The organism is Enterobacter sp. EC_64 (assembly GCF_019584165.1).
Taxonomy (GTDB): Bacteria; Pseudomonadota; Gammaproteobacteria; order Enterobacterales; family Enterobacteriaceae; genus Enterobacter; species Enterobacter roggenkampii.
In genome coordinates, this window is sequence record NZ_VDAS01000016.1 from 1 (window position 1) to 22,343 (window position 22,343).

General features: G+C 54.2%; 22 protein-coding genes and 2 pseudogenes. 16 read left to right on the forward strand and 8 right to left on the reverse strand.

Annotated features, from left to right (window positions below; genetic code table 11):
• Nucleotides 1–313: 313 nt before the first annotated feature.
• Nucleotides 314–895: a GIY-YIG nuclease family protein gene (locus FHC52_RS22775; RefSeq protein ID WP_059361977.1), complete on the forward strand. Its 582-nt coding sequence runs from the start codon at nt 314–316 to the stop codon at nt 893–895.
• Between the two features lie 140 nt (nt 896–1,035).
• Here the strand turns inward: FHC52_RS22775 and FHC52_RS22780 are convergent.
• Nucleotides 1,036–1,199, reverse strand: a pseudogene (locus tag FHC52_RS22780) (regulator).
• Between the two features lie 168 nt (nt 1,200–1,367).
• Between FHC52_RS22780 and FHC52_RS22785 the strand changes: the two are divergent.
• The 8 genes and pseudogenes from FHC52_RS22785 to arsC all read left to right on the forward strand — a co-directional run bounded on the left by FHC52_RS22785 (nt 1,368) and on the right by arsC (nt 8,073).
• Nucleotides 1,368–1,502 (forward strand): hypothetical protein, encoded by a 135-nt coding sequence (locus FHC52_RS22785; protein ID WP_239991047.1) that lies wholly within the window; start codon nt 1,368–1,370, stop codon nt 1,500–1,502.
• Between the two features lie 80 nt (nt 1,503–1,582).
• Nucleotides 1,583–3,259 carry a DUF4041 domain-containing protein gene (locus FHC52_RS14120; RefSeq protein WP_128299208.1) on the forward strand — a complete coding sequence of 559 codons (1,677 nt, stop codon included), beginning with the start codon at nt 1,583–1,585 and terminating at the stop codon, nt 3,257–3,259.
• Between the two features lie 82 nt (nt 3,260–3,341).
• Nucleotides 3,342–4,362 (forward strand): annotated as a pseudogene (locus FHC52_RS14125) (tyrosine-type recombinase/integrase).
• Nucleotides 4,363–4,526: 164 nt separating this feature from the next.
• Nucleotides 4,527–4,994 carry a Panacea domain-containing protein gene (locus tag FHC52_RS14130; protein ID WP_039029590.1) on the forward strand — a complete coding sequence of 156 codons (468 nt, stop codon included), beginning with the start codon at nt 4,527–4,529 and terminating at the stop codon, nt 4,992–4,994.
• 5 nt (nt 4,995–4,999) lie between these two features.
• Nucleotides 5,000–5,743: a hypothetical protein gene (locus FHC52_RS14135; RefSeq protein WP_063930476.1), complete on the forward strand. Its 744-nt coding sequence runs from the start codon at nt 5,000–5,002 to the stop codon at nt 5,741–5,743.
• A 235-nt stretch (nt 5,744–5,978) separates the two neighbouring features.
• Nucleotides 5,979–6,299 (forward strand): metalloregulator ArsR/SmtB family transcription factor, encoded by a 321-nt coding sequence (locus FHC52_RS14140; protein ID WP_008503437.1) that lies wholly within the window; start codon nt 5,979–5,981, stop codon nt 6,297–6,299.
• A gap of 40 nt (nt 6,300–6,339) precedes the next feature.
• Nucleotides 6,340–7,629, forward strand: coding sequence for an arsenic transporter (locus FHC52_RS14145; protein WP_063418329.1), 1,290 nt, complete (start codon nt 6,340–6,342; stop codon nt 7,627–7,629).
• Nucleotides 7,630–7,641: 12 nt separating this feature from the next.
• Nucleotides 7,642–8,073 (forward strand): glutaredoxin-dependent arsenate reductase, encoded by a 432-nt coding sequence (gene arsC, locus FHC52_RS14150; protein WP_055321937.1) that lies wholly within the window; start codon nt 7,642–7,644, stop codon nt 8,071–8,073.
• A gap of 69 nt (nt 8,074–8,142) precedes the next feature.
• Here the strand turns inward: arsC and FHC52_RS14155 are convergent, their stop codons facing one another.
• Nucleotides 8,143–9,600: a GGDEF domain-containing protein gene (locus FHC52_RS14155; RefSeq protein ID WP_241236501.1), complete on the reverse strand. Its 1,458-nt coding sequence runs from the start codon at nt 9,598–9,600 to the stop codon at nt 8,143–8,145.
• 164 nt (nt 9,601–9,764) lie between these two features.
• Nucleotides 9,765–10,328 carry a TetR/AcrR family transcriptional regulator gene (locus FHC52_RS14160; protein ID WP_021240939.1) on the reverse strand — a complete coding sequence of 188 codons (564 nt, stop codon included), beginning with the start codon at nt 10,326–10,328 and terminating at the stop codon, nt 9,765–9,767.
• 81 nt (nt 10,329–10,409) lie between these two features.
• On the opposite strand from FHC52_RS14160, the gene FHC52_RS14165 reads away from it, so the two are divergent.
• Together FHC52_RS14165 and FHC52_RS14170 are read left to right on the forward strand one after the other, a co-directional pair.
• Nucleotides 10,410–11,624: an MFS transporter gene (locus FHC52_RS14165; protein WP_039266042.1), complete on the forward strand. Its 1,215-nt coding sequence runs from the start codon at nt 10,410–10,412 to the stop codon at nt 11,622–11,624.
• On the forward strand, nt 11,614–12,426 hold the full coding sequence (locus tag FHC52_RS14170) for a Cof-type HAD-IIB family hydrolase (protein WP_049122372.1): 813 nt from the start codon (nt 11,614–11,616) through the stop codon (nt 12,424–12,426). The genes FHC52_RS14165 and FHC52_RS14170 overlap by 11 nt, the downstream gene beginning before the upstream one ends.
• A gap of 58 nt (nt 12,427–12,484) precedes the next feature.
• Here the strand turns inward: FHC52_RS14170 and FHC52_RS14175 are convergent, their stop codons facing one another.
• Nucleotides 12,485–13,717 carry an MFS transporter gene (locus tag FHC52_RS14175; RefSeq protein ID WP_021240942.1) on the reverse strand — a complete coding sequence of 411 codons (1,233 nt, stop codon included), beginning with the start codon at nt 13,715–13,717 and terminating at the stop codon, nt 12,485–12,487.
• Nucleotides 13,718–13,885: 168 nt separating this feature from the next.
• Between FHC52_RS14175 and FHC52_RS14180 the strand changes: the two genes are divergently transcribed.
• The 3 genes from FHC52_RS14180 to deoR all read left to right on the forward strand — a co-directional run bounded on the left by FHC52_RS14180 (nt 13,886) and on the right by deoR (nt 16,056).
• The gene (locus tag FHC52_RS14180) at nt 13,886–14,614 is read left to right on the forward strand and encodes a phosphatase PAP2 family protein (RefSeq protein WP_023326979.1); all 729 of its coding nucleotides are present in this window, start codon (nt 13,886–13,888) and stop codon (nt 14,612–14,614) included.
• A gap of 7 nt (nt 14,615–14,621) precedes the next feature.
• Nucleotides 14,622–15,230: an undecaprenyl-diphosphate phosphatase gene (gene ybjG / locus FHC52_RS14185; RefSeq protein ID WP_021240944.1), complete on the forward strand. Its 609-nt coding sequence runs from the start codon at nt 14,622–14,624 to the stop codon at nt 15,228–15,230.
• A 67-nt stretch (nt 15,231–15,297) separates the two neighbouring features.
• Nucleotides 15,298–16,056 carry a DNA-binding transcriptional repressor DeoR gene (gene deoR, locus FHC52_RS14190; protein WP_008503427.1) on the forward strand — a complete coding sequence of 253 codons (759 nt, stop codon included), beginning with the start codon at nt 15,298–15,300 and terminating at the stop codon, nt 16,054–16,056.
• Nucleotides 16,057–16,143: 87 nt separating this feature from the next.
• Here the strand turns inward: deoR and dacC are convergent, their stop codons facing one another.
• Nucleotides 16,144–17,349 carry a serine-type D-Ala-D-Ala carboxypeptidase gene (gene dacC / locus FHC52_RS14195; RefSeq protein WP_008501207.1) on the reverse strand — a complete coding sequence of 402 codons (1,206 nt, stop codon included), beginning with the start codon at nt 17,347–17,349 and terminating at the stop codon, nt 16,144–16,146.
• 241 nt (nt 17,350–17,590) lie between these two features.
• Here dacC and FHC52_RS14200 point away from each other — a divergent pair, with 241 nt between their 5' ends.
• The gene (locus FHC52_RS14200) at nt 17,591–18,217 is read left to right on the forward strand and encodes a glutathione S-transferase family protein (RefSeq protein WP_023326978.1); all 627 of its coding nucleotides are present in this window, start codon (nt 17,591–17,593) and stop codon (nt 18,215–18,217) included.
• On the opposite strand, the gene FHC52_RS14205 is transcribed toward FHC52_RS14200, so the two are convergent.
• Nucleotides 18,218–19,336, reverse strand: a complete 1,119-nt coding sequence (locus FHC52_RS14205) for a PQQ-dependent sugar dehydrogenase (RefSeq protein ID WP_023326977.1) — start codon at nt 19,334–19,336, stop codon at nt 18,218–18,220. It abuts the gene before it with no gap.
• A 106-nt stretch (nt 19,337–19,442) separates the two neighbouring features.
• A complete protein-coding gene (bssR, locus tag FHC52_RS14210) occupies nt 19,443–19,826 on the reverse strand; it encodes a biofilm formation regulator BssR (RefSeq protein ID WP_021240947.1) in 384 nt (127 codons plus the stop codon).
• Nucleotides 19,827–20,042: 216 nt separating this feature from the next.
• On the opposite strand from bssR, the gene rimO reads away from it, so the two are divergent.
• On the forward strand, nt 20,043–21,368 hold the full coding sequence (gene rimO / locus FHC52_RS14215; protein WP_008501203.1) for a 30S ribosomal protein S12 methylthiotransferase RimO: 1,326 nt from the start codon (nt 20,043–20,045) through the stop codon (nt 21,366–21,368).
• Between the two features lie 63 nt (nt 21,369–21,431).
• On the opposite strand, the gene gsiD is transcribed toward rimO, so the two are convergent.
• On the reverse strand, nt 21,432–22,343 hold the full coding sequence (gene gsiD, locus FHC52_RS14220) for a glutathione ABC transporter permease GsiD (protein ID WP_023292926.1): 912 nt from the start codon (nt 22,341–22,343) through the stop codon (nt 21,432–21,434).

Here is a 22,343-nt window from a genome sequence, read left to right on the forward strand (position 1 = left end):
GCCCTAACAGGATCCCGGTCATCTCAAAATTGGTGTTAGTGTTAGACATATATTCAAGCCTATCTCTTATCTGGAGATACAGCTACTGTCTGGTGTTTCAGGGGGCTACATCAGTCGAACCTTTCAACCCATCCCTTTGAATACGTTTCTTCCAGGTATCCACCTGCTGTGTCGTCACTTTTAAACTCATATCTTCCCCTAAGTAAATCAAGCAATCCCAGTTGATGATCCCATAAAATACCCGGATAAATCAGCGCGGAGAATATCAGTGTTCAATTTTTATCCTGACAAGACATTTAACAGAACGGAAGTTATGAGTCGACCAACACCCGTTCCCGCCATCAACGGAGTCTATTTTTGGTGGTTCAAAGAAATCCCGCCGGGCGTTCCAACAGAAGGTTGCCTAACTCATGATGGGCTAACTCTGCTTTATGTGGGTATTTCTCCCGACAAAAAAGGGAAACCTAATAGTCGAGCCAATCTCAAAACACGTATCAAAACTCACTACAGCGGAAATGCCGAAGGCTCTACGCTGAGACGAACGCTAGGTGTTTTGCTTGCGGCAGTAAGCAATTATCCCCTCCGTCGTGTTGGAAGGGGAAACAGAACGACATTTACCCATGCTGGGGAACAATGGCTCGATCTTTGGATGGAACAGAATGCAAAAGTATACTGGGTAGCAGACGAAGAACCTTGGGTGCTGGAAGAAGCGTTGATAAGAAGTATTCCGCTCCCATTAAACATTCAAGGTAACACTCATCCTTTTAAGCCAACGCTCTCAGCAATGCGCAGCAAAGCTATGGCAGAAGCCAAACTGATGGAGATTGCGAACGAAACAGGATTTAGCAGACGTAAGGTCGTGGAGATTGTTGAGCAAGCTGTGAGGGTAGAATAATCGGCTCAGGAAGACCGCCGTTGCGCAGTTGCACCAAATAAAAGGCACAGCCCAGGCGGCAAACCAAAAGTATTACGTTAACTGTTCAGGTATTCCATTCAAGTTTGTGCATTAAGGTGTGACAACATAGCCGTACAGATTTACCAAAGGCAGCATTTCTCATTATCTTTATGCAGGCGATGACGAGGCAATCGACCATCTGCTGGTATGTCGTTTAGGGTGACAACAGGCAGCCCAGTTAGCTCGCTATAGCGTTCCATAGTGACGTGCAGTTTGTTCAAGAAATTGTAATATTAGGGGTCATGGTGCAACACCTCCTACTGGCTTGTGGTGAGCCGTTTGTAAACGGGACAAGTACATAAATGGAAACAAAACTGATAATGGTTGATGGGAACGCTTACATTTTTGACGCGCCATTTCTTCCTATCAATCTTCATCTCCGATTGTTGTTAGTGATGGTCGTACTACATATATCAGTTGTCAAAAATTCACGGAAGTGTTAGATGCGCACTGGTTGATCAATATTGATGGGACCTATTCCGTTAGACTGATTACAAGACTGCAGAAAGGCATGATTAAAGTTTCTACTGCAGAAAATAGTTTTTAGTGTGCTTTTTCTTGTATAGAAGTTATTGCATGTATAAGAAGCACAACAGTTTCACACTGATTAGGTAAAAGGATTTAGAAATGGATTTGTTTCTTGTTGTAGTTTTGCTTTTGGCCTTACTCGCCCCCATCCTTAGTCTTATTTTGCTCAAGAAGAGCAAACAACATAAGACAGAGATCGAGGCACTTAATCATCAAAAGATAGCTCTTTCGAATGAACTAAGTGAAAGCCAAAAACATTTAACGAACGCTATAAGAGAGCACTCAGAGCTGGAAGGAAGAGCTGCTCCTCTGTGGCAATATGAAGAACTGCATAGTGCCGTTCTGGATGCAGAAAAGACGATAAAAACAGCAGACTCGATTGCTAAAAACACAGTGAATGAAGCACAACTTAAAGCATCCAGCATCGTCTTTGAAGCAAATAACCAAGCCCGACTAACGATAAGTAATGCCAATAACGAAGCAGTTGTAATAACTAAAGATGCTCGCGATGCTCGTTTAAAAGCCAAGGAACGATTGGAGAACGCCAATAGTAGGGCCGATGAGCTAATCTCCAATGCTAATGATAATGCAATGAAAATAGTCGCTGATGCAGAGATTAGAGCAAAAGAAATCGCCGGCTCTGCATATGAAGCAAAAGAATTTTCAGAAACCTACCAAGCTGTAGCCAAGTCAATGAAAAATAAAATTGAAGGGTACGGTGATGAATGGATTGTTCCAAACCGAAGCGTTCTGGATGAACTAGCAGAGAATTATGAATTTACTGATGCAGGCAGAGAGCTACAAAAAGCCAGAGAGTTAACAAAATCACTAATTAAAACGAGCAAAGCGGCAAGTTGTGATTATGTCGAACCGAATAGACGTAATACTGCGATAAAATTTGTATTAGATGCGTTCAATGGCAAAGTTGATAGTACACTTTCTAAAATCAAACATAACAATTACGGTAAACTTTCCCAGGAAATTAAAGACGCATTTCAGCTTGTAAATTATAACGGCTCAGCTTTTAGGTCGGCTAAGATCACTGATATATTCTTACAGGCCCGACTCAACGAACTGAAATGGGGCGTTGCAGTTAATGAAATTATGCTCGAAGAAAAAGAAGAACAAAGGCGCATCAAAGAGCAGTTGCGCGAAGAAGAAAAAGCACGTCGAGAATACGAAAGAGCGATAAAAGAAGCCGAGAAAGAAGAGAAAACAATTCAGCAGGCTATAGATAAGGCTACTAAAGAGCTGATGCTTGCAGGTGAAGAGCAACGACTCGCCCTTGAGCAGAAACTGGCTGAATTACAAATTAAATTCGAAGAGGCTGAAGCCAAAAACCAGCGTGCAATTTCGATGGCTCAACAAACACGCTCAGGTCATGTCTATGTAATTAGTAATATAGGATCGTTCGGCGAAAATGTTTATAAAATTGGCATGACGCGACGCCTCGAACCTCTAGACCGTGTTCGTGAACTTAGTGATGCCAGTGTTCCATTCGCCTTTGATGTACATGCAATGATCTACAGTGATGATGCACCATCATTAGAGAATCACTTGCATAAAGTATTTAATGGAAAACAAGTTAACAAGGTTAATTCTCGGAAAGAATTCTTTAATGTGGGCATTAAAGATATTAAATCAACTGTAGCCAATATGAATATCGATGCACATTGGACGATGTTTGCAGATGCCAAAGAATATAGAGAGTCTCTCGCAATTGAGAATGAACGCTCAGCCGCGCAGGTTGCAAACGAAGAACTCGTTGTTGCCTGACATAGGTGATTTCACGTAATCATACATTAATCACTATTTTTATATACAGTTAAATTTAGCCCTCAGACATGAGGGCTTTTTTATGGCAGTACGAAAACTCGAAACAGGAAAATGGATTTGTGAATGCTACCCCGCCGGACGCAACGGGCGGCGTGTGCGTAAGCAGTTCGCTACCAAAGGCGAAGCACTGGCTTTTGAACGCCACACAATGGAAGAGACGGAGGCTAAGCCCTGGTTGGGTGAATCGGTAGCTCGCCGAACTCTGAAAGACGTAGTTGAACTCTAGTTCAAGCTGCACGGCAAATCTCTGACCGCTGGCGAGCATGTTTACGACAAGCTGATCCTGATGGTCTATGCACTCTGAAACCCTATTGCTACTGATCTCAGCTCGAAATTATTCGCACATTACCGTGACAAACGCCTGACGTGTGAAATCTATTTCAGTGAGAAGTGGAAGAAAGGTGCCAGCCCGGTAACTATCAACCTTGAACAAAGCTATCTGAGCATTGTTTTTAGCGAGCTGGCCCGCCTTGGAGAATGGACGGCACCAAACCCGCTGGAAAGCATGCGCAAGTTCACGATTGCCGAAAAGGAAATGGCCTGGCTGACTCATGAACAAATCACAGAGCTACTTTATGACTGCCAACGCCAAAGCGCCCTGCTCGCTCTGGTTGTAAAAATCTGTCTGAGCACCAGGGCACGCTGGCGCGAAGCTGTGAATCTCACTCGTTCCCAGGTAACTAAGTATCGAATCACTTTCATCAGGACAAAAGGCAAAAAGAACCGCAGCATCCCGATCAGCAAAGAGCTGTATGAAGAACTCATTGCTATGGACTGCTTCAAGTTTTTCACCGACTGCTACTTTCAGTTTTTGGCAGTGATGGATAAAACTTCCATCGTGCTACCACGCGGGCAGCTAACCCACGTCTTGCGCCATACATTTGCAGTACACTTTATGATGTCAGGCGGGAACATCACTTGCCCTTCAGAAAATCCTGGGTCACCACGACATAAAAATGACCATGCGTTATGCCCACCTGGCACCAGATCACCTTGAGACAGCGCTACGTTTTAACCCGTTAGCTACCATGATAACTGCTTAAATTGGAAGAACCGCTCATCCGCACTCACCGCGTTTTAGCACGTTTGAATCTCGATTTATTCAACTATGTATGCCACTATAAGTTAGCTTGGTTTTCAAAGATTCTTAGCAGCTGATTTCTCTAATAAATTTGGCTACCTAGACACCAAGTTAAGGGGATAAATAATGATAAATATCAATCAACTATGTGATTACATCATCACAAAAATCTCAGCTTCAGGCGAAACTATGTCTAATTTGAAGCTGCAAAAATTGGCGTATTACGCGGATGCTTGGTATCTGGCTTTTTTTGATGAAAAGTTAGTGGATGAGGGGTTTCAAGCGTGGATTCACGGCCCAGTAAGCCGTGCGATTTATAACCGATTCTCTTCTACAAAATCACTGTATTCGGACATCACGATTGCAGATTGCACTCCTGGATTTGATCTTTCATCTATTCCAGCCGCTGCCGCAGCTCATATTGATGGCGTTCTTGAAGTCTATGGTGCTTTTTCTGGTGCGCAACTTGAAGATATGACCCATAAAGAAGAGCCATGGATTAAGGCTCGTGAGGGTTACAGACCGTCAGCACGTTGCGAGGTAGTCATTGATCGCAACATAACTAGAGATTTTTACCGTAGCCGATTGAATTAATAACCATGGTGAAAGCCTTTCGCCCTTCATTAGGGACAAATCAGCCGACAGCGGTACAGACCCCTAAAACGCCCTCCGCACCCGAAAGAAAGTGGGCGTTTTCTTTTCGTTATTGGCGTCAAATTGAGAATTTTGGGTTAGATCGTACCGATTCAGGCTGGTTTGTTTCACTAATTGGAAAATTATCCGAGCTTTCCCAAAAAGATGTCAAAGGCTTTATTACCAGTGGGGCCGAAAGAGAGGCATGGCGCTATCATTCAATAAACTGGGAACAAAGAAATATCCCCGTACAACGTAACCAGTTGACCTGGATTGACTCTGACTACCTTGAAAATGACGAAGAATACCCATTATTACAATTTCAGATATCTACTGCCCTTGGTAGAGTTGTAGGCTTTTGGGATGAGAACCAAATTTTTAATGTTGTGCTTTTAGATCCTCTTCATAACATCCAGCCAACACGCTCTCATAACTATCGAGTTGACTACTGTGCACCGCTTGAGACCCCCTACTCACTTTTACTCTGTAGAGTAGATGATATAAGACGCACATGCCGTTGTTCAGATCCTGAATGTAGCTTCAAACGTCGAATCGAGCAATTTGAAGAAATTCCAATCCAGACAAACACACTTGTACACTATGTCAGTGACATGGAATGGGCTGAGACACAGCAATTTATAGCGGATGGTTTGATAAGCGATGCCAAAGAAGTTTTCTCTTGGGGGCTACTGGCTATCAGGGACCAGTAACCACCTGCCAAGTGGCGACAAAGTGGCGGCAGCGGTTGGCAATACCCCGTAATCGTCACTTCTCACCACCAAGCTAACTTATTGATTATCGTACAACTCATTGTTTTCACTAACCCGTCTATATAAATGGGTTTTTTGTTGTCTGAAATACCCCTTCCTCTAATCTTATCTTCTCTCTCGCCACCAAAACATATATGATTAAACGCATATAAAAATCACATCTGCAGGAACACCCATGCTCCACCCACTCCACCTCTTCAAAACCCTCTCCGACGAAACGCGGCTCGCCATCGTCATGCTGCTCCGCGAAGCGGGCGAACTGTGCGTCTGCGATCTCTGCGCCGCCACCGCCGAATCTCAGCCGAAGGTTTCCCGCCATATGGCGCTGCTGCGCGAGTCCGGGCTGGTGATCGACCGTCGCGAGGGTAAGTGGGTCCATTACCGTCTCTCTCCCAACATGCCTGCATGGGCGGCAGCCGTTATCGACACCAGCTGGAACTGCCTGCGGGAAGAGACGCGTATGAAGCTGAAAAACCGGCTTCCAGGTTCGTGCTAATTGCAACACATTCACAAAAACAGATATAACGGAGTAAGCGATGTTTCTGGCAGGGGCAATTTTTCTGTTTACGCTGGTGCTGGTCATCTGGCAGCCCAAAGGACTGAGTATCGGCTGGAGCGCGACTATTGGCGCCGTGCTGGCGCTGGCCAGCGGCGTGATTCACATTAACGATATTCCGGTAGTCTGGAATATCGTCTGGAACGCCACGGCAACGTTTATCGCCGTTATCATTATCAGTCTGCTGCTGGATGAGTCCGGCTTTTTCGAGTGGGCAGCACTGCACGTCGCTCGCTGGGGGAAAGGTCGGGGGCGATTGCTGTTTACCTGGATTATCCTGCTGGGCGCAGCCGTCGCAGCGCTGTTTGCTAATGACGGCGCGGCGCTGATCCTCACGCCTATCGTCATCGCCATGCTGCTGGCGCTGGGGTTCAGCAAACAGGCCACACTGGCGTTTGTGATGGCGGCAGGTTTTATCGCCGATACCGCCAGCCTGCCGCTGATTGTCTCCAACCTGGTCAACATCGTCTCGGCAGACTTCTTCACGCTGGGGTTCAGCGAATACGCTTCGGTGATGATCCCGGTGGATATCGCCGCGATTGCCGCAACGCTGGTCATGCTGCACCTGTTCTTTCGCAAGGAAATTCCTCCAGAATATGACCTGGCGAAACTCCAGGAGCCTGCGCGGGCCATTCACGACCTCCCGACGTTCAGAACGGGCTGGATCGTCCTCCTTCTTCTGCTCGTCGGTTTCTTCGTACTTGAACCTCTCGGCATTCCGGTCAGCGCCATTGCGACCGTCGGCGCGCTGATTTTATTCGCTGTCGCAAAACGCGGACATGCGATAAATACCGGAAAAGTGCTGCGCGGCGCGCCGTGGCAGATCGTCATCTTCTCGCTGGGGATGTATCTGGTGGTGTATGGCCTGCGTAATGCCGGGCTGACGGACTCTCTCACAAGCGTACTGAATAGCCTGGCCGGACACGGGCTGTGGGCCACCACGCTGGGAACCGGGTTCATCACCGCGTTCCTGTCATCCATAATGAACAATATGCCCACGGTGCTGATTGGCGCGCTCTCCATTGACGGCAGCACGGCAACAGGATTGATAAAGGACGCGATGATTTACGCCAACGTGATTGGCTGCGATCTGGGGCCAAAAATCACGCCTATTGGTAGTCTCGCCACCCTGCTCTGGCTTCACGTGCTGGCGCAGAAAAACATGACGATTACCTGGGGCGGCTATTTCCGGACGGGCATCATCATGACGCTGCCGGTCCTGTTTGTGACGCTCGCCGCCCTGGCGCTACGTCTCTCCTTCACACTGTAATGAGCCACTGATATGAGCCACATCACCATTTACCACAACCCCGCCTGCGGCACCTCGCGCAACACGCTGGAGATGATCCGCAACAGCGGCGCGGAGCCAGAGATTATTCTCTATCTGGAAACGCCGCCGTCGCGCGATACGCTGACCGCCCTGATTGCCGATATGGGCATTTCGGTGCGCGATTTGCTGCGTAAAAACGTGGAGCCCTATGAACAGCTCGGCCTGGCCGAAGACAGCTTCACCGACGACCAGCTTATCGATTTTATGCTGCAACACCCGATCCTGATTAACCGTCCGATTGTGGTGACGCCGCTGGGCACCCGCCTGTGCCGCCCGTCTGAAGTCGTCCTCGACATTCTGCCGGACGCGCAGAAAGGGGCGTTTACGAAAGAGGATGGCGAAGCGGTGGTGGACGCCAGCGGGAAGAATATCCTGAAAAAATAATCCATCCTCAGGTGGACGACAGGGCCAGCGCCCGGCGGGCCCTGAACGCCTGGAGAAAACAACCGCCCGCTAGCTCGCCACGCAGACCCGGTTGCGCCCCTCACGTTTTGCACGATAAAGCTCACGATCGGCTCGCGCCAGGGCTGACTGCACGCCATGTTCAATCTCCAGTTCATCCGGCGTCATACATACGAGCCCCATGCTGGCGGTGAAGCGGATCGTCTGCCCGTTGAAGTCGACGTTCTGGCTGGCAAGGCTCATCCGTACGCGCTCGGCGATCTCAGCGGCCGTCTCCAGAGAGGTCTGCGGCATTGCCACGACAAACTCTTCCCCGCCGAAGCGGGCGACAATGTCGCTGCCTCTCACCAGTGCCGGAAGCGCGTTGCCAATATGCTTCAGCACCGCATCGCCGCCGTCATGGCCCCAGGTGTCGTTAATACGCTTGAAGAAATCCAGATCCATGCTCATCAGGCACAGGGGTTGCTGATGCCGACGGGCAAGATTGCAGGCCCGCAAAGACCACTCATCAAACTGGCGACGGTTTGCCAGCCCGGTGAGCGGATCGAGCCGCGCCTCCTGCTGGAAACGCGCCCGCTGCAGGGCGTTGACGTGGATGTAATGCATCAGAAACCACTGCGTAATGGAGATAACCAGAATCGCCAGCGCCGTCCACAGAGCCTGATAATACCAGCCGTGCAGCACGTCTTTTCTGGCCAGCCCGACGGCCAGCACCCATTTGCGTTCGTTGAGGTTAAGAAATACTCCCATACGTTCAACGCCATCAATCGGAGAGGTATATCGTTGGACCTGTGCGGTATCGCTTGCGTATTCCAGCAGCTTCGCGAGGCGCGGGTCGGAGGTATTCAATTGCGAACCGTCATTCGCCCCCATACGGGCAAGCTGCACCGCATTGTCACGATCAAGGACCGCCATCGCCCCACCCTGACCTAAATCGAAGCCCTGCGCTTCCATTTTGCGAAACATATCGTTCATGGTGTTACCATTGAAGAAACCCAACGCACCACCAAGAAAGCGACCATGTGCGTCGCGCACTGCACGGAACATCACGAAGCCCAACATGTTTTTATCCGTGCCGTTGCTCTGCCAGTAAAACAAACTTTCGGTAACTTCATCCCGGCGAAAATCAGTAAACAGAGGGTGCTGCCGAAAGCTGGCCTGCGCAAGCGTAGTGGCGTCCAGAGCGCGCTCAAAAGGAAATAGCGCGCGGCTGCTGAGAAAATCACCGTCTTCATCAAAGACGACAACGCCATCCAGCCAGGCGCGCTTAAGCTCCCCTTGCAGGAATGGCTGCGCGTTTTCAGGCGTGACCGTATGGTTGAGCAGAAAGGCATTCCCGATAAAGCGCATCTGGTAGCGCATCGCGTTAAGGCTGGTTTCAAACTGCTGGGACTGGAGTATGGCCGTATTGCGAAGGATACGTGCAGCGTTATCCTCCACATAGCCGCGCTGGTAGAGCAGATGCCCAATCAGCAGACTCGTCTGAACCAAAATCAACAGTACTAACAACGCTCTCTTTTTTGCCAGACTGACCTGCACGAACCAGGTACTTACTTTTTCACCCAACGCCAACCTCAACCACTGAACAGTAAATAACCACCGCGGTGGATAGTCACGTGATCGGTCCGGATTGTCAATATGGAGAAAATTCGTAACACATTGAAAAATATTAACTAATTTTCTTTATTTAACGGTGTAATGCCCGCAATCCTCCCCACCATCGCCCGAATCTCCTCCCGGCTTAACGGCGCCCGGTCGGTGACATAGTGCAGCGTCATCCCTTCGATAAACGCGTCCAGCGCGCGGGTGGTGACCGGGTCGAACCACTGCTCCAGCGTGGTCTGGCTCATCTTCATCCAGTCCTGCATCACCGTTTTGAGCGCCGCGCTGCGGTGCATAAAGGCGTAGAGCTGATACATCAGCGCCATGTTGTGCGGCGTGGTCACCTGCGAGCTGTGGATCAGCGTGGTGATGGATTCGCACGCCATTTCCGGCCCGGTGACGCCCGCGAAGAAATCCCGGTACTGCTGCGACATCTGGCGGGTAAACCACGTGAAGGCCTCCTCCAGCAGCGGCTCCATGCCGTCGAAATAGTAGGTCATCGACCCCAGCGGCACGCCCGCGCAGGTGGCGATTTTACGGTGCGTGACGGCGTGAATACCGTGTTCAGCAATGGTGTCGAGCGTCGCCTGCAGGATCTTCTCCCGGCGATGCGGATCGTTGGGTGGTCTGCTCATCAATTCCTCACCTGGTTTGTGTACAAATGTACACAAACTTGCTAGTGTTGTCGCTATTGTTGTACTTCTGGTGCTACTCCAATGACGCTGACCTCTCCCCGCAAAGCCCTGCAGCTCCGCATGTGGGCGCTGTTTATGTTCTTCTTCATTCCCGGCCTGCTGATGGCCTCCTGGGCCACGCGCACCCCCGCCATTCGCGATATTTTGTCCGTTTCTACCGCTGAAATGGGCATCGTGCTGTTCGGCCTGTCGATAGGCTCCATGAGCGGCATTCTCTGCTCCGCATGGCTGGTGAAGCGCTTCGGTACGCGGGCGGTGATCCGCACCACCATGTGCTTCGCGGTGTTCGGGATGATGGTGCTGAGCGCGGCGCTGTGGTTTGCCTCACCGGTGCTGTTTGCGCTGGGGTTGACGGTGTTTGGCGGCAGCTTCGGCTCGGCGGAAGTGGCGATAAATGTGGAAGGGGCAGCGGTCGAGCGCGAGATGAACAAAACCGTGCTGCCGATGATGCACGGCTTCTATAGCCTCGGCACGCTGGCCGGTGCGGGCGTGGGGATGGCGCTGACGGCCACTGGCGTGAGCGCGAATCTGCATATTCTGCTGGCGGCGCTGGTGTGCATCATTCCCATTCTGACCGGCATCCGGGCCATCCCGGACGGCACCGGTAAAAACTCCGCGGACGAACAGCACTCAGCCGAAAAAGGGCTGCCCTTCTACCGCGATTTCCAGCTGATGCTGATCGGCGTGGTGGTGCTGGCGATGGCGTTCGCGGAGGGGTCCGCCAACGACTGGCTGCCGCTGCTGATGGTGGACGGTCACGGCTTTAGCCCGACCTCCGGCTCGCTGATTTACGCCGGGTTTACGCTGGGGATGACCGTCGGGCGCTTCACCGGCGGCTGGTTTATCGACCGCTACAGCCGCGTGGCGGTAGTGCGCGCCAGCGCCCTGCTCGGCGGGCTGGGTATCGCGATGATCATCTTTGTGGATGTGGACTGGATTGCCGGCGTCTCGGTGATCCTCTGGGGGCTGGGCGCGTCCCTCGGCTTCCCGCTGACCATCTCTGCCGCCAGCGACACCGGCCCGGATGCCCCGACGCGCGTCAGCGTGGTGGCAACCACAGGCTATCTCGCCTTCCTGGTCGGGCCGCCGCTGCTCGGCTTCCTCGGGGAGCACTACGGGCTGCGCAGCGCCATGCTGGTGGTGTTAGGGTTGGTCATCATCGCGGCGCTGGTGGCGCGCGCGGTGGCAAAGCCGGAAACGAATCAAACGACACTGGAGAAGGGATATGAGCGTTAAACTGATCGCCGTCGACATGGATGGCACATTCCTGAGCGATGCCAAGACCTACAACCGCCCGCGCTTTCTGGCGCAGTACGCGCGCATGAAGGCGCAAGGCATTCGTTTCGTGGTCGCCAGCGGCAACCAGTACTACCAGCTCATCTCCTTTTTCCCGGAGATTGCGCATGAAATTTCATTCGTCGCCGAAAACGGCGGCTGGGTCGTGAGTGAGGGTGAAGACGTCTTCAACGGTGAACTGTCGAAAGCCCATTTCGAGACCGTCGCGAGCGTCTTAAACGACGTGCCGGGCATTGAGATTATCGCCTGCGGAAAGAGCAGCGCCTATACGCTGAAGTGCTATGACGAGGCCTTTAAGGCCATCGCGGCGAAGTATTATCACCGTCTGGAAATGGTCAGCGATTTCGACAACCTGAACGATATTTTCTTCAAGTTCGGACTCAACGTGTCCGATGATGAAATTCCGCGTATTCAGGCGCTGCTGCATGAAAAGCTCAGCGACATCATGGTGCCCGTCACCACCGGTCACGGCAGTATCGACCTCATTATCCCCGGCGTGCATAAGGCCAACGGCCTGCGGATCCTGCAACAGCGCTGGGGGATAGAGAACAGCGACGTGGTGGCCTTCGGCGACAGCGGCAACGACGTGGAGATGCTGCGCCAGTCCGGGTTCAGCTTTGCGATGGCGAATGCCAGACCGCATATCAAAGCGGCGGCGCGCTTTGAAGCGCCGCACAATAACGAGGAAGGCGTGCTGGATGTGATTGAGAAGGTGTTGAACGGGGAGGCACCGTTTAATTGACCGCGTGCGGTCTGGTGCCCTCACCCTAGCCCTCTCCCACAGGGAGAGGGCATAAGAATTAAGGTTGCAGAGCGTTTCCGACGCGCTTGTCTTTCAGGAATACCACCATCAGGCCAACCCACAGCACGCCATTGGCGAGGTTAAACAGGCTGAACAGCCCGTTACCGCCCATCGCGTAGGCATGCTTGCTCACCTCGATACCGACGGTAAAAATCAGCATCTGTAGCATCCCCATCGCCGCGGAGACCGTGCCCTTACTCATCTCGCTGGCAAACAGCGTCAGGCGCACCAGCCCGGCGTTCGCCACGCCAATCCCGAAGGCGTAGATACTCAGCCCCGCCGTCATCCACAAATAAGCGTGAGATGACGCGACGGTTGCCACCGCCGCCAGAATCAGCCCTGCCGCAATCGGCCAGCCGCCCATGATAATCAGCGAACGCACGGTGCGGCGTGACGTCAGACGCGCCAGCACCAGGTTACCGATAATCAGCGCGCCAAAGATCGGCACCTGCAGCAGGCCGTACTCGTAGCTGCTGAGCTTTTCACCGCTGATGATAATGACCGGAGACTGGGCAATCCACGCCAGCAGCGGCAGGCTAACGAACCCGGTCGCCAGCGCGCCCGCTACAAAGCGGCCGTTTTTCAGCACCTCTTTGTAATCCCGACCCAGCTCTTTCAGCGAGAGTTTCTCGCCGATGCGGGTGGCGGTTTCTGGCATCGCACGGTGCAGGCCAAAGAACGCGATGGCGGCGAGAACGGCAAACAGCACAAACATCCCTTCCCAGGGGGCCATATGCACCCATGCGGCGCCCACCAGCGGCCCGAGCAAGGGAGCGATCAGCGCCACGTTCGCCATCAGCGCGGTGATTTTGATACACACCGCCTCTTCAAACGACTCCTGAATGGCCGCATACCCCACGGCGCCGATAAAGCACAGGCTCACCCCCTGCAGGAAACGCAGCAGAGTAAATTGTTCAATATTTTGCGCCAGCAGCGTGGCAAGGCAGGTGACGATGAACCACACCACGCCCGTCAGCATCACCGGACGACGGCCAATACGATCCGACAGCGGGCCTAACAGCCACTGCAAAAACATGCCGCCGGCCAGATAGGCGGTCATGGAGGTCGGTACCCACTCAATTCCGGCGTTGTATTGCGCCACCACGGCCAGCATACCGGGCTGAATCATATCGTTGCCGATATAGGTAGAAAATTCGTAGAGCACCAGACACAGGGGGAAAAGCAACGCCTGACGACCCAGACGTGAACCTGAAGAAGAACGGTTTAACATGCAATCTCTTTATAATGACAAAATCGCGACGAGTGTAATGAAATGCCGCAGCCCGAGATAGTGATTTATCGAGGATAAACAGAAATAAAGCACATATCGTCTTCGTTTAAGGTTTCCTTAATTTGACAGATTTATGATAGCCCCATTACTCGTCAACGACCCCAAATTATGTCACTCACCTCCAGCCGTTCAGAATTGTCTAAGTTACAGACAAATAAGACAAAACGCCTTTACCGCTTGCCGGCCCGCTTTTATGGTTATCAGCTTTTCATACTGATAGTCCTTGCCGTGGTGTTCACGTGGCTATCGCGCAATGAAGCGCTCGACAGATGGATCACCGGCTTCTGGTATGACGCGGCGACGCAGAGCTTCCCGCTGCAGAAAGACCACCTGCTGGATCTGCTCAACCATCGTCTGGCGAAGTACATTGCCATCGCTTTAGGCGCCGTGGCGCTGTTTTACGGCGCGTACAAGCGTAACGCGAGGCTGGTTACGGCGGCGCTGCTGATGGGGCTTGGCGCGCTGGTCGTGGGCGTGCTGAAAAGCATGAGCCATCACAGCTGCCCGTGGGACCTGGTGGAATATGGCGGTAAGGCGATGTCCTATCCCCTGTTCAGCGCCGTCCCGGCGGACAGCGGACCGGGGCGCTGCTTCCCCGGCGGCCATTCTTCCAGCGGCTTTATGGTGATGGGACTGTTTTTTGCCTTCTGGCGCGAGCGGCCGCGTCTGGCCTGGAGCTTTGTCGTTCTCGGCATTTTGCTGGGTCTGGCGATGGGCTTCGGTCAGGTCATGCGCGGGGCGCATTTTTTCTCTCACAACCTGTGGGCCGGGTGGTGGGTCTGGTTTTCCCAGGTGGCAGTCTACGGGCTGGTTTCCACCCGGTTTGCTAAAGAGTGATAACGCTATGCTAGAGAATCTGAATTATCAGCTGTTTTATCTGATCAACGCCACCCCGGCCTCGCCCGAGTGGATGATCGACTTCGCCACCTTTTTGGCAAAAGATCTGATCAGTATCGTGCCCGCCCTGGCAGCCATCCTCTGGCTGTGGGGACCTCGTAGCCAGGTGAAAGCGCAGCGCAAGCTTGTAATCAAAGTGGCGATGGCTCTCGGCGTAAGCGTCCTGGCAAGTTACATTCTGGGCCATGCGTTCCCGCACGATCGTCCGTTTGTGGATCACGTCGGCTATACCTTCCTGCACCATGCGCCGGATGACTCTTTCCCGAGCGATCACGGTACGGTGATCTTCACCTTCGCACTGGCCTTCCTGTTCTGGCATCGCCTGTGGTCGGGTGCGGTGCTGATGGTGGTCGCTGTGGCCATCGCCTGGTCTCGCGTGTATCTGGGCGTCCACTGGCCGCTGGATATGGTGGGCGGCTTCCTGGTGGGGCTGATTGGCTGCGTGAGCGCGGCTATCCTGTGGAGCCTCATCGGGGAAGCGCTCTACCGTGCGCTTTCTTCACTCTATCGCGCCATTTTCGCCATCCCGATCCGCAAAGGCTGGATACGTGACTAACCCCGACCTGACAGGTTACACTTGAACCCCCGCCCTGCGGGGGTTCATTTTTTTATGCCGAGGAACTATGGAAACACGTCGCGATGACCGCATTGCTCAGCTGCTACAGGCGCTGAAGCGCAGCGATAAGCTGCATCTTAAGGAAGCCGCCAACCTCCTCGGCGTCTCGGAGATGACCATTCGTCGGGATCTGAACAGCGAGAGCGCGCCCGTCGTGCTGCTGGGCGGATACATTGTGCTTGAGCCGCGTAGCGCCAGCCATTATCTGATCAGCGACCAGAAGACGCGCCTGGTGGAAGAGAAACGCAAAGCCGCGCGTCTTGCAGCTTCCCTGGTACAGCCGCACCAGACGCTGTTTTTTGACTGCGGTACCACCACGCCGTGGATTATCGAAGCCATCGACAGCAGCATTCCGTTTACCGCCGTCTGTTATTCCTTGAACACCTTTCTGGCGCTTCAGGAGAAACCCGAGTGCCGGGTGATCCTCTGCGGCGGTGAGTTTCACGCCAGCAACGCGATCTTTAAGCCGCTCAACCTGCAGGACACGCTCAGCAATCTCTGCCCGGACATCGCATTTTATTCTGCCGCGGGCGTCAATGTGCGTCAGGGGGCAACCTGCTTTAACCTGGAAGAATTACCGGTCAAGCACTGGGCGTTAAGCGCCGCGCAGTACCATGTGCTGGTGGTCGATCACAGTAAGTTTGGCAAGGTGCGTTCGGCAAGAATGGGCGAGCTGGCGCAGTTCGATGCCATCGTCAGCGATTGCCGCCCGGACGACGAGATTGTGGCCCACGCGAAAGCGCAGCAGGTGAAGTTGATGTATTGAGGTTATGCCGGGTGGCGGCTTCGCCTTACCCGGCCTACAACGGCTCGAACGTAGGCCGGGTAAGCGCAGCGCCACCCGGCAAAAAACTTAGCTAAACCAGCTGCCAAACCACCCGTGGAATTTCATCATCACGAAATCCCACATCCGGCTGAAGAAGCCGCCCTCTTCCACTGCTTCCATCACAATCAGCGGACGCTGTTCAATCGACTTACCGTTAAGCTGGAAATCAATCGTCCCAACCACCTGGCCTTTTTTCAGCGGGGCGGTGAGCTGTGGGTCGGTCAGAGTGTAGCTGGCCTTCAGGTTTTTCAGCTGGCCGCGCGGAATGGTTACCGAGCCCGCCTCACCCGCGCCCAGGTTCACCTCGCTCTTGTCGCCAAACCAGACGCGCTGGCTGACGAACGTGGCATCCGGTTTAATCGGCGTCACGGTTTCATAAAAGCGGAAGCCCCAGGTCAGCAGTTTTTCTGATTCGTTAAAGCGAATGCGGTCGGTTTTGGTGCCCAGCACTACCGAAATCAGGCGCATGTCGCCCTGGGTCGCGGAGGCCACCAGGTTATAGCCTGCACCCGCCGTGGTGCCGGTTTTCATCCCATCCACGTTGACGTTGCTGCTCCACAGCAGGCGGTTGCGGTTCGGCTGGCGAATTTTGTTGAAGGTAAACTCTTTCTCTTTGTGGATGGCGTATTCATCCGGCACGTCGTGGATCAGCGCTTTCCCCAGCAGCGCCATGTCGCGCGCGGTGCTGAACTGGCCCGGCGCATCCAGGCCGTGAACCGTTTTGAACGTGGTGTTGGTTAAGCCCAGCTTCTGCGCGTAACCATTCATCAAGCCAATGAAAGAATCCTGGCTGCCGGCAACGTAGTCGGCCAGCGCGATGCACGCATCATTTCCCGACTGAATAATCACCCCTTTATTCAGATCGGAAACGGAGACCTGATCCCCTGGCTTCAGGAACATCACGGAAGATCCGCGCAGGGCCGGGTTGCCGGTCGCCCAGGCGTCTTTCCCGATGGTCACCATATCGTCCAGCTTGATCTTGCCCGCTTTCAGCGCCTGGCCTACCACATAGCTGGTCATGATTTTGGTCAGGCTTGCCGGATCGAGTTTCTCATCCGCATTCCCTTCCGCCAGCACTTTACCGCTGGCGTAGTCCATCAGGATCCAGGCGCGCGCATCCACAGGCGGCGCTTCGGGCGCAGCCTGTTCAGCTGCGTAGAGCGTTGGTGCAAACAGGAAAAGAAGCGCAGAGCCTGCCGCCAGGCTGCGCAGAGAAGTCATTTTACGCGTCATAAATGCCACCCGAGTGTCCATTCAAAAATTACGTCACATCACCGTGTCGCAAGAAGCGATGAGTAATAGCGCACTAAAACCGTTAAAGAAACCCAACGAGGGTAAAGTTATTAAAGTTTATGCAATAACATTCAGATACGCTTTGATTAAGGCGATTTTTTTGTCTTCTGTTGCGTAATTGTTAGGTTTATCTCACCATGGCGAAAAGCTGATTCGGATTCACATCTCATCGGGAGTAAATATGATTACGCTGTGGGGCAGGAATAATTCGACCAACGTTAAGAAAGTGCTCTGGACGCTGGAAGAGCTGGATTTACCGTTCAATCAAATCATGGCAGGCATGGCGTTCGGCGTGAACAAGGAGGCCGACTATCTGGCCATGAACCCGAATGGCCTGGTGCCGCTGCTGCGCGATGATGAAACGGACGCGACGCTTTGGGAGTCCAACACGATTGTGCGTTACCTCGCCGCCCAGTACGGTCAGGGCCGCCTGTGGGTAGAAAACCCGGCCCGCCGCGCCCAGGGCGAAAAGTGGATGGACTGGGCGAACCAGACGCTGTCCCCAACCCACCGCGTGATCCTGATGGGGCTTATCCGCACGCCGGAAGCGGAACGCGATTATCCCGCGATTCACGCCGCGCAGGATGCCTGCGAAAATCTGTTTGCGATGATGGATGACGAGCTGGCGAAGCACGCCTGGTTCTCCGGCGAGGCGTTCGGCACCGGCGATATCGCCGTGGCGCCATTCGTCTGGAACCTGACCAACATGGGCCTGAAGTGGACGCCGCGCCCGCACCTGGAGCGCTGGCTTAAACAGCTGAGCGATCGCCCGGCGTACCGTAACGTCGTGATGATCCCGGTTACCTGATTACGCGCCGGACGGGCTGACTTTCAACAGCTGCCCGTCCGTCTCGTCGGTCAGGACATACAGATACCCATCCGGCCCCACCCGCACATCGCGAATACGCTGATCCCGGTCGCCCAGAATGCGCCCGTCCTCTGTCACCTTGTTACCCTCCACGCTCAGCACGATCACGTCCTTCTCCTTCAGCGCGCCGATAAACAGCTTGTTTTTCCACTGCGGGAAGACGTCGCTGTTGTAGAACGCCATGCCGCTTACCGCGGGTGAGACTTTCCAGACGAACAGCGGCTTCTCGGTGCCCTCAACGTGCTCGCCTTTGGCTTCCGGGATTTTCAGACCACTGTAGTTAATGCCGTGCGTTGCCAGCGGCCAGCCGTAGTTCTTACCCTTCTCCGGGATATTGATCTCATCCCCGCCGCGCGGGCCGTGCTCGTTCAGCCACAGCGTGTCGCTCCAGGGGTTCATCGCCATCCCCTGCGGGTTGCGGATGCCGTAAGACCAGATTTCAGGTCGCGCACCGGGGGTATTCACAAAGGGGTTATCCGGCGGGACTTTTCCGTCTTCGGTGAGGCGCACCACTTTGCCCTGCAATTTATCCAGATCCTGCGCCGTGGGACGCTGGTTATTCTCGCCGAGTCCGATAAAGAGGGAGCCTTTGCCGTCGAACACCAGCCGTCCGCCGAAATGGTTACCGGTTGAGAGTTTCGGCATCTGGCGGAACGCCACCTGGAATCCCTCGATGCGGGAATAGTCGTCGCTCAGGCGGCCAAAGCCCACCGCCGTTCCGGCTTTGCCGTCATGCCCGGCCTCGGCGTAGCTCAGCCAGACGCGGCGCGACGTTTCAAAATCCGGCGCCAGCACCACATCCAGCAATCCTCCCTGGCCGTTTGCCCAGACCTTCGGTACGCCGACAATCGGATCGGAGAGCCCTTTTCCGGCCTGCCAGCGTTTGAGCTGGCCGCCCTTCAGGGTCACCAGCAGCCCGTTATTATCCGGCAGGAACGCCAGGGACCAGGGGTGATCGAGTCTGTTTTGCAGCACCTCGACCTTCACCGCCTCTGGCGCAGCAAGAAGTGAAAACGGAATAAATAACGCAGGCAGGGAAATCAGCGAGGATCGAGGCATAACGCGCTCCTTTATCGGCATATGGCTTAAAGATTAGCCACTGCGTCCGGGCGCGTTACCACTTTTACAAAAGCTTAATCAGAAGGGGGAGTTGCCTCCCCCGGGATCAGTGCTGTTCAAGCTGTTTGTGCTCGTTCAGGCACATGATGCATAGAGAGAGCGTTGTCAGGCAGTTTTCAAGCTTCTCCGCGTTTACGGCGATAAAATTCGGGCAGTCGTGGCGTCCGTTCATCAGACACACCCCTGCAATGGAGAGCACCTCGGCGGCGCGGCGCAGCGCGACTTCTTCACTTTCGCCGTAGTTCGCCTGAAGGGCCGGTGCTTTTTCACGCATGAAATTGCAAAGTTCAAACAGGTTATCACGCAGATGTTCGCTTTCGCTGACTGACATATACCCTTTTGCCTTCCTCAACTGCAGGTACGCGGCCAGGTCGATTCGGGCGTTGATCAGCTTGTTCAGCAGATCGCGTTTTAGTCTGTCAACGGTCATGCTCTTTCCTCCTCTGTCAGCCATGGTGCATAGTCAGGATAAGTACATTTTTTGTACAGTTTAATGCCTGGGATCAATTTTTATTAACTGATTAACATTATTTACAATGTTACAACCTCTGCCCGGCGCATCCGCCTTGCAAAGAGTGTATAAATCCCCCGCGATACGCTGTAAAATCCCGCCCTGATAACTCCATAATTGATGAATTTTTAACCTATGAGCAATGTTACGCACCAGCCGAAAATCGGCTTCGTCTCCCTGGGCTGCCCGAAAAACCTGGTGGATTCAGAACGCATCCTGACCGAACTGCGCACCGAGGGCTATGACGTGGTGCCAAGCTACGACAACGCCGATATGGTGATCGTTAACACCTGCGGCTTTATCGACAGCGCGGTCCAGGAGTCACTGGAAGCCATCGGTGAAGCGCTGACCGAAAACGGCAAAGTGATCGTGACCGGCTGTCTGGGCGCGAAAGAAGACCAGATCCGCGAAGTGCACCCGAAGGTGCTGGAGATTACCGGCCCGCACAGCTACGAGCAGGTGCTGCAACATGTTCATCACTACGTGCCAAAACCCAAGCACAACCCGTTCCTGAGCCTGGTGCCGGAACAGGGCGTGAAGCTGACGCCGCGCCACTACGCGTACCTGAAAATTTCCGAAGGCTGCAACCACCGCTGCACCTTCTGCATCATCCCGTCCATGCGTGGCGATCTGGTGAGCCGTCCAATCGGCGAAGTGCTGGCGGAAGCCAAACGTCTGGCCGATGCGGGCGTGAAGGAACTGCTGGTCATCTCCCAGGACACCTCAGCTTACGGCGTGGACGTTAAGCACCGCTCCGGTTTCCACAACGGCGAGCCGGTGAAAACCAGCATGGTCGGCCTGTGCGAGCAGCTGTCCAAACTCGGTATCTGGACGCGTCTGCACTACGTTTACCCGTACCCGCACGTTGACGACGTGATCCCACTGATGGCGGAAGGCAAGATTCTGCCATACCTGGACATCCCGCTGCAGCATGCCAGCCCGCGTATCCTGAAGCTGATGAAACGTCCTGGCTCCGTTGACCGTCAGCTGGCGCGCATCAAGCAGTGGCGTGAGATCTGCCCGGATCTGACCCTGCGCTCCACCTTCATCGTTGGCTTCCCGGGTGAAACCGAAGAAGATTTCCAGATGCTGCTCGACTTCCTGAAAGAAGCGCGTCTGGACCGCGTCGGCTGCTTCAAATACAGCCCGGTGGAAGGCGCAACCGCTAACGAGCTGGCGGACCAGGTGCCGGAAGAGGTGAAAGAGGAGCGCTGGAACCGCTTCATGCAGCTTCAGCAGCAGATTTCTGCCGAGCGTCTGCAGGAAAAAGTGGGCCGCGAGATCATGGTTATCATCGACGAGGTGGACGAAGAAGGCGCGATTGGCCGCAGCATGGCGGACGCCCCTGAAATCGACGGCGCGGTGTACCTGAATGGCGAAACCAACGTTAAGCCGGGTGATATTATTCGCGTGAAGGTTGAAAACGCGGATGAGTATGACCTGTGGGGTAGCCGGGTTTAATCTCCCCACTCCGCTTTTGTAGGCCGGGTAAGGCGTAGCCGCCACCCGGCACATTTCACTGCACTACCCCTTTATCCTCGGATCCAGCGCGTCGCGCAGCCCATCCCCCAGCAGGTTAAACGCCAGCACGGTCAGGAAAATCGCCAGACTCGGGAAGATCGCCACGTGTGGCGCAATCACCATATCGGCCCTCGCCTCGTTCAGCATCGCGCCCCACTCCGGTGTCGGAGGCTGTGCCCCTAGCCCCAGAAACGACAGGCTGGCCGCCGAGATTATCGACACGCCGATACGCATGGTGAAGTAGACCACGATGGACGACACCGTCCCCGGCAGAATATGGCTGAAGAGAATGGTGGCGTCGCTGGCCCCCATACTGCGGGCCGACTCGATAAAGGTCTGCTGTTTCAGCACCAGCGTGTTGCCGCGCACCAGGCGCGCAAAGGCCGGAATCGAAAACACCGCGACCGCAATGATGACGTTGGCCATGCCGCTGCCCATGATCGCCACCACGGCAATCGCCAGCAGAATGCCGGGGAAGGCAAACAGCACGTCGCAGATGCGCATGATGATGCGGTCCCACCAGCCTTCGTAATAGCCGGCGACCAGCCCCAGCACGATCCCAATGGTCGCGCCGATCAGCACCGCAAACACCCCGGCGGCGAGCGAAATCTGCGCCCCCACCAGCACCCGGCTAAAGATATCCCGCCCGAGAGAGTCCACGCCGAACCAGTGGAGCATCGAGGGCCCGTCGTTCAGGCGGTCGTAGTCAAAATAGTTTTCCGCATCAAACGGCGCCACCCACGGCGCCACGATCGCCACCACGATCAGCAGCAGCACGAACAGCCCCGCGGTCATCGCGACCGGCTGACGGCGAAAGCGCCGCCAGAATTCAGACCACGGGGTGCGGATGTGGTCCGGTTTTAGCCCCGGCATGGCGTTTAATACGGCCTGACGCCGCCAGTTCAACAATCGCAT

What these genes read in the sequence shown, in the direction of transcription:
- FHC52_RS22775 (WP_059361977.1), top strand. Translation starts at nt 314, where the DNA reads ATGAGTCGACCAACACCCGTTCCCGCCATCAACGGAGTCTATTTTTGG.
- FHC52_RS14120 (WP_128299208.1), top strand. Translation starts at nt 1,583, where the DNA reads ATGGATTTGTTTCTTGTTGTAGTTTTGCTTTTGGCCTTACTCGCCCCC.
- FHC52_RS14130 (WP_039029590.1), top strand. Translation starts at nt 4,527, where the DNA reads ATGATAAATATCAATCAACTATGTGATTACATCATCACAAAAATCTCA.
- FHC52_RS14135 (WP_063930476.1), top strand. Translation starts at nt 5,000, where the DNA reads ATGGTGAAAGCCTTTCGCCCTTCATTAGGGACAAATCAGCCGACAGCG.
- FHC52_RS14140 (WP_008503437.1), top strand. Translation starts at nt 5,979, where the DNA reads ATGCTCCACCCACTCCACCTCTTCAAAACCCTCTCCGACGAAACGCGG.
- FHC52_RS14145 (WP_063418329.1), top strand. Translation starts at nt 6,340, where the DNA reads ATGTTTCTGGCAGGGGCAATTTTTCTGTTTACGCTGGTGCTGGTCATC.
- arsC (WP_055321937.1), top strand. Translation starts at nt 7,642, where the DNA reads ATGAGCCACATCACCATTTACCACAACCCCGCCTGCGGCACCTCGCGC.
- FHC52_RS14160 (WP_021240939.1), bottom strand. Translation starts at nt 10,328, where the DNA reads ATGAGCAGACCACCCAACGATCCGCATCGCCGGGAGAAGATCCTGCAG.
- FHC52_RS14165 (WP_039266042.1), top strand. Translation starts at nt 10,410, where the DNA reads ATGACGCTGACCTCTCCCCGCAAAGCCCTGCAGCTCCGCATGTGGGCG.
- FHC52_RS14170 (WP_049122372.1), top strand. Translation starts at nt 11,614, where the DNA reads ATGAGCGTTAAACTGATCGCCGTCGACATGGATGGCACATTCCTGAGC.
- FHC52_RS14175 (WP_021240942.1), bottom strand. Translation starts at nt 13,717, where the DNA reads ATGTTAAACCGTTCTTCTTCAGGTTCACGTCTGGGTCGTCAGGCGTTG.
- FHC52_RS14180 (WP_023326979.1), top strand. Translation starts at nt 13,886, where the DNA reads ATGTCACTCACCTCCAGCCGTTCAGAATTGTCTAAGTTACAGACAAAT.
- ybjG (WP_021240944.1), top strand. Translation starts at nt 14,622, where the DNA reads ATGCTAGAGAATCTGAATTATCAGCTGTTTTATCTGATCAACGCCACC.
- deoR (WP_008503427.1), top strand. Translation starts at nt 15,298, where the DNA reads ATGGAAACACGTCGCGATGACCGCATTGCTCAGCTGCTACAGGCGCTG.
- dacC (WP_008501207.1), bottom strand. Translation starts at nt 17,349, where the DNA reads ATGACGCGTAAAATGACTTCTCTGCGCAGCCTGGCGGCAGGCTCTGCG.
- FHC52_RS14200 (WP_023326978.1), top strand. Translation starts at nt 17,591, where the DNA reads ATGATTACGCTGTGGGGCAGGAATAATTCGACCAACGTTAAGAAAGTG.
- FHC52_RS14205 (WP_023326977.1), bottom strand. Translation starts at nt 19,336, where the DNA reads ATGCCTCGATCCTCGCTGATTTCCCTGCCTGCGTTATTTATTCCGTTT.
- bssR (WP_021240947.1), bottom strand. Translation starts at nt 19,826, where the DNA reads ATGACCGTTGACAGACTAAAACGCGATCTGCTGAACAAGCTGATCAAC.
- rimO (WP_008501203.1), top strand. Translation starts at nt 20,043, where the DNA reads ATGAGCAATGTTACGCACCAGCCGAAAATCGGCTTCGTCTCCCTGGGC.
- gsiD (WP_023292926.1), bottom strand. Translation starts at nt 22,343, where the DNA reads ATGCGATTGTTGAACTGGCGGCGTCAGGCCGTATTAAACGCCATGCCG.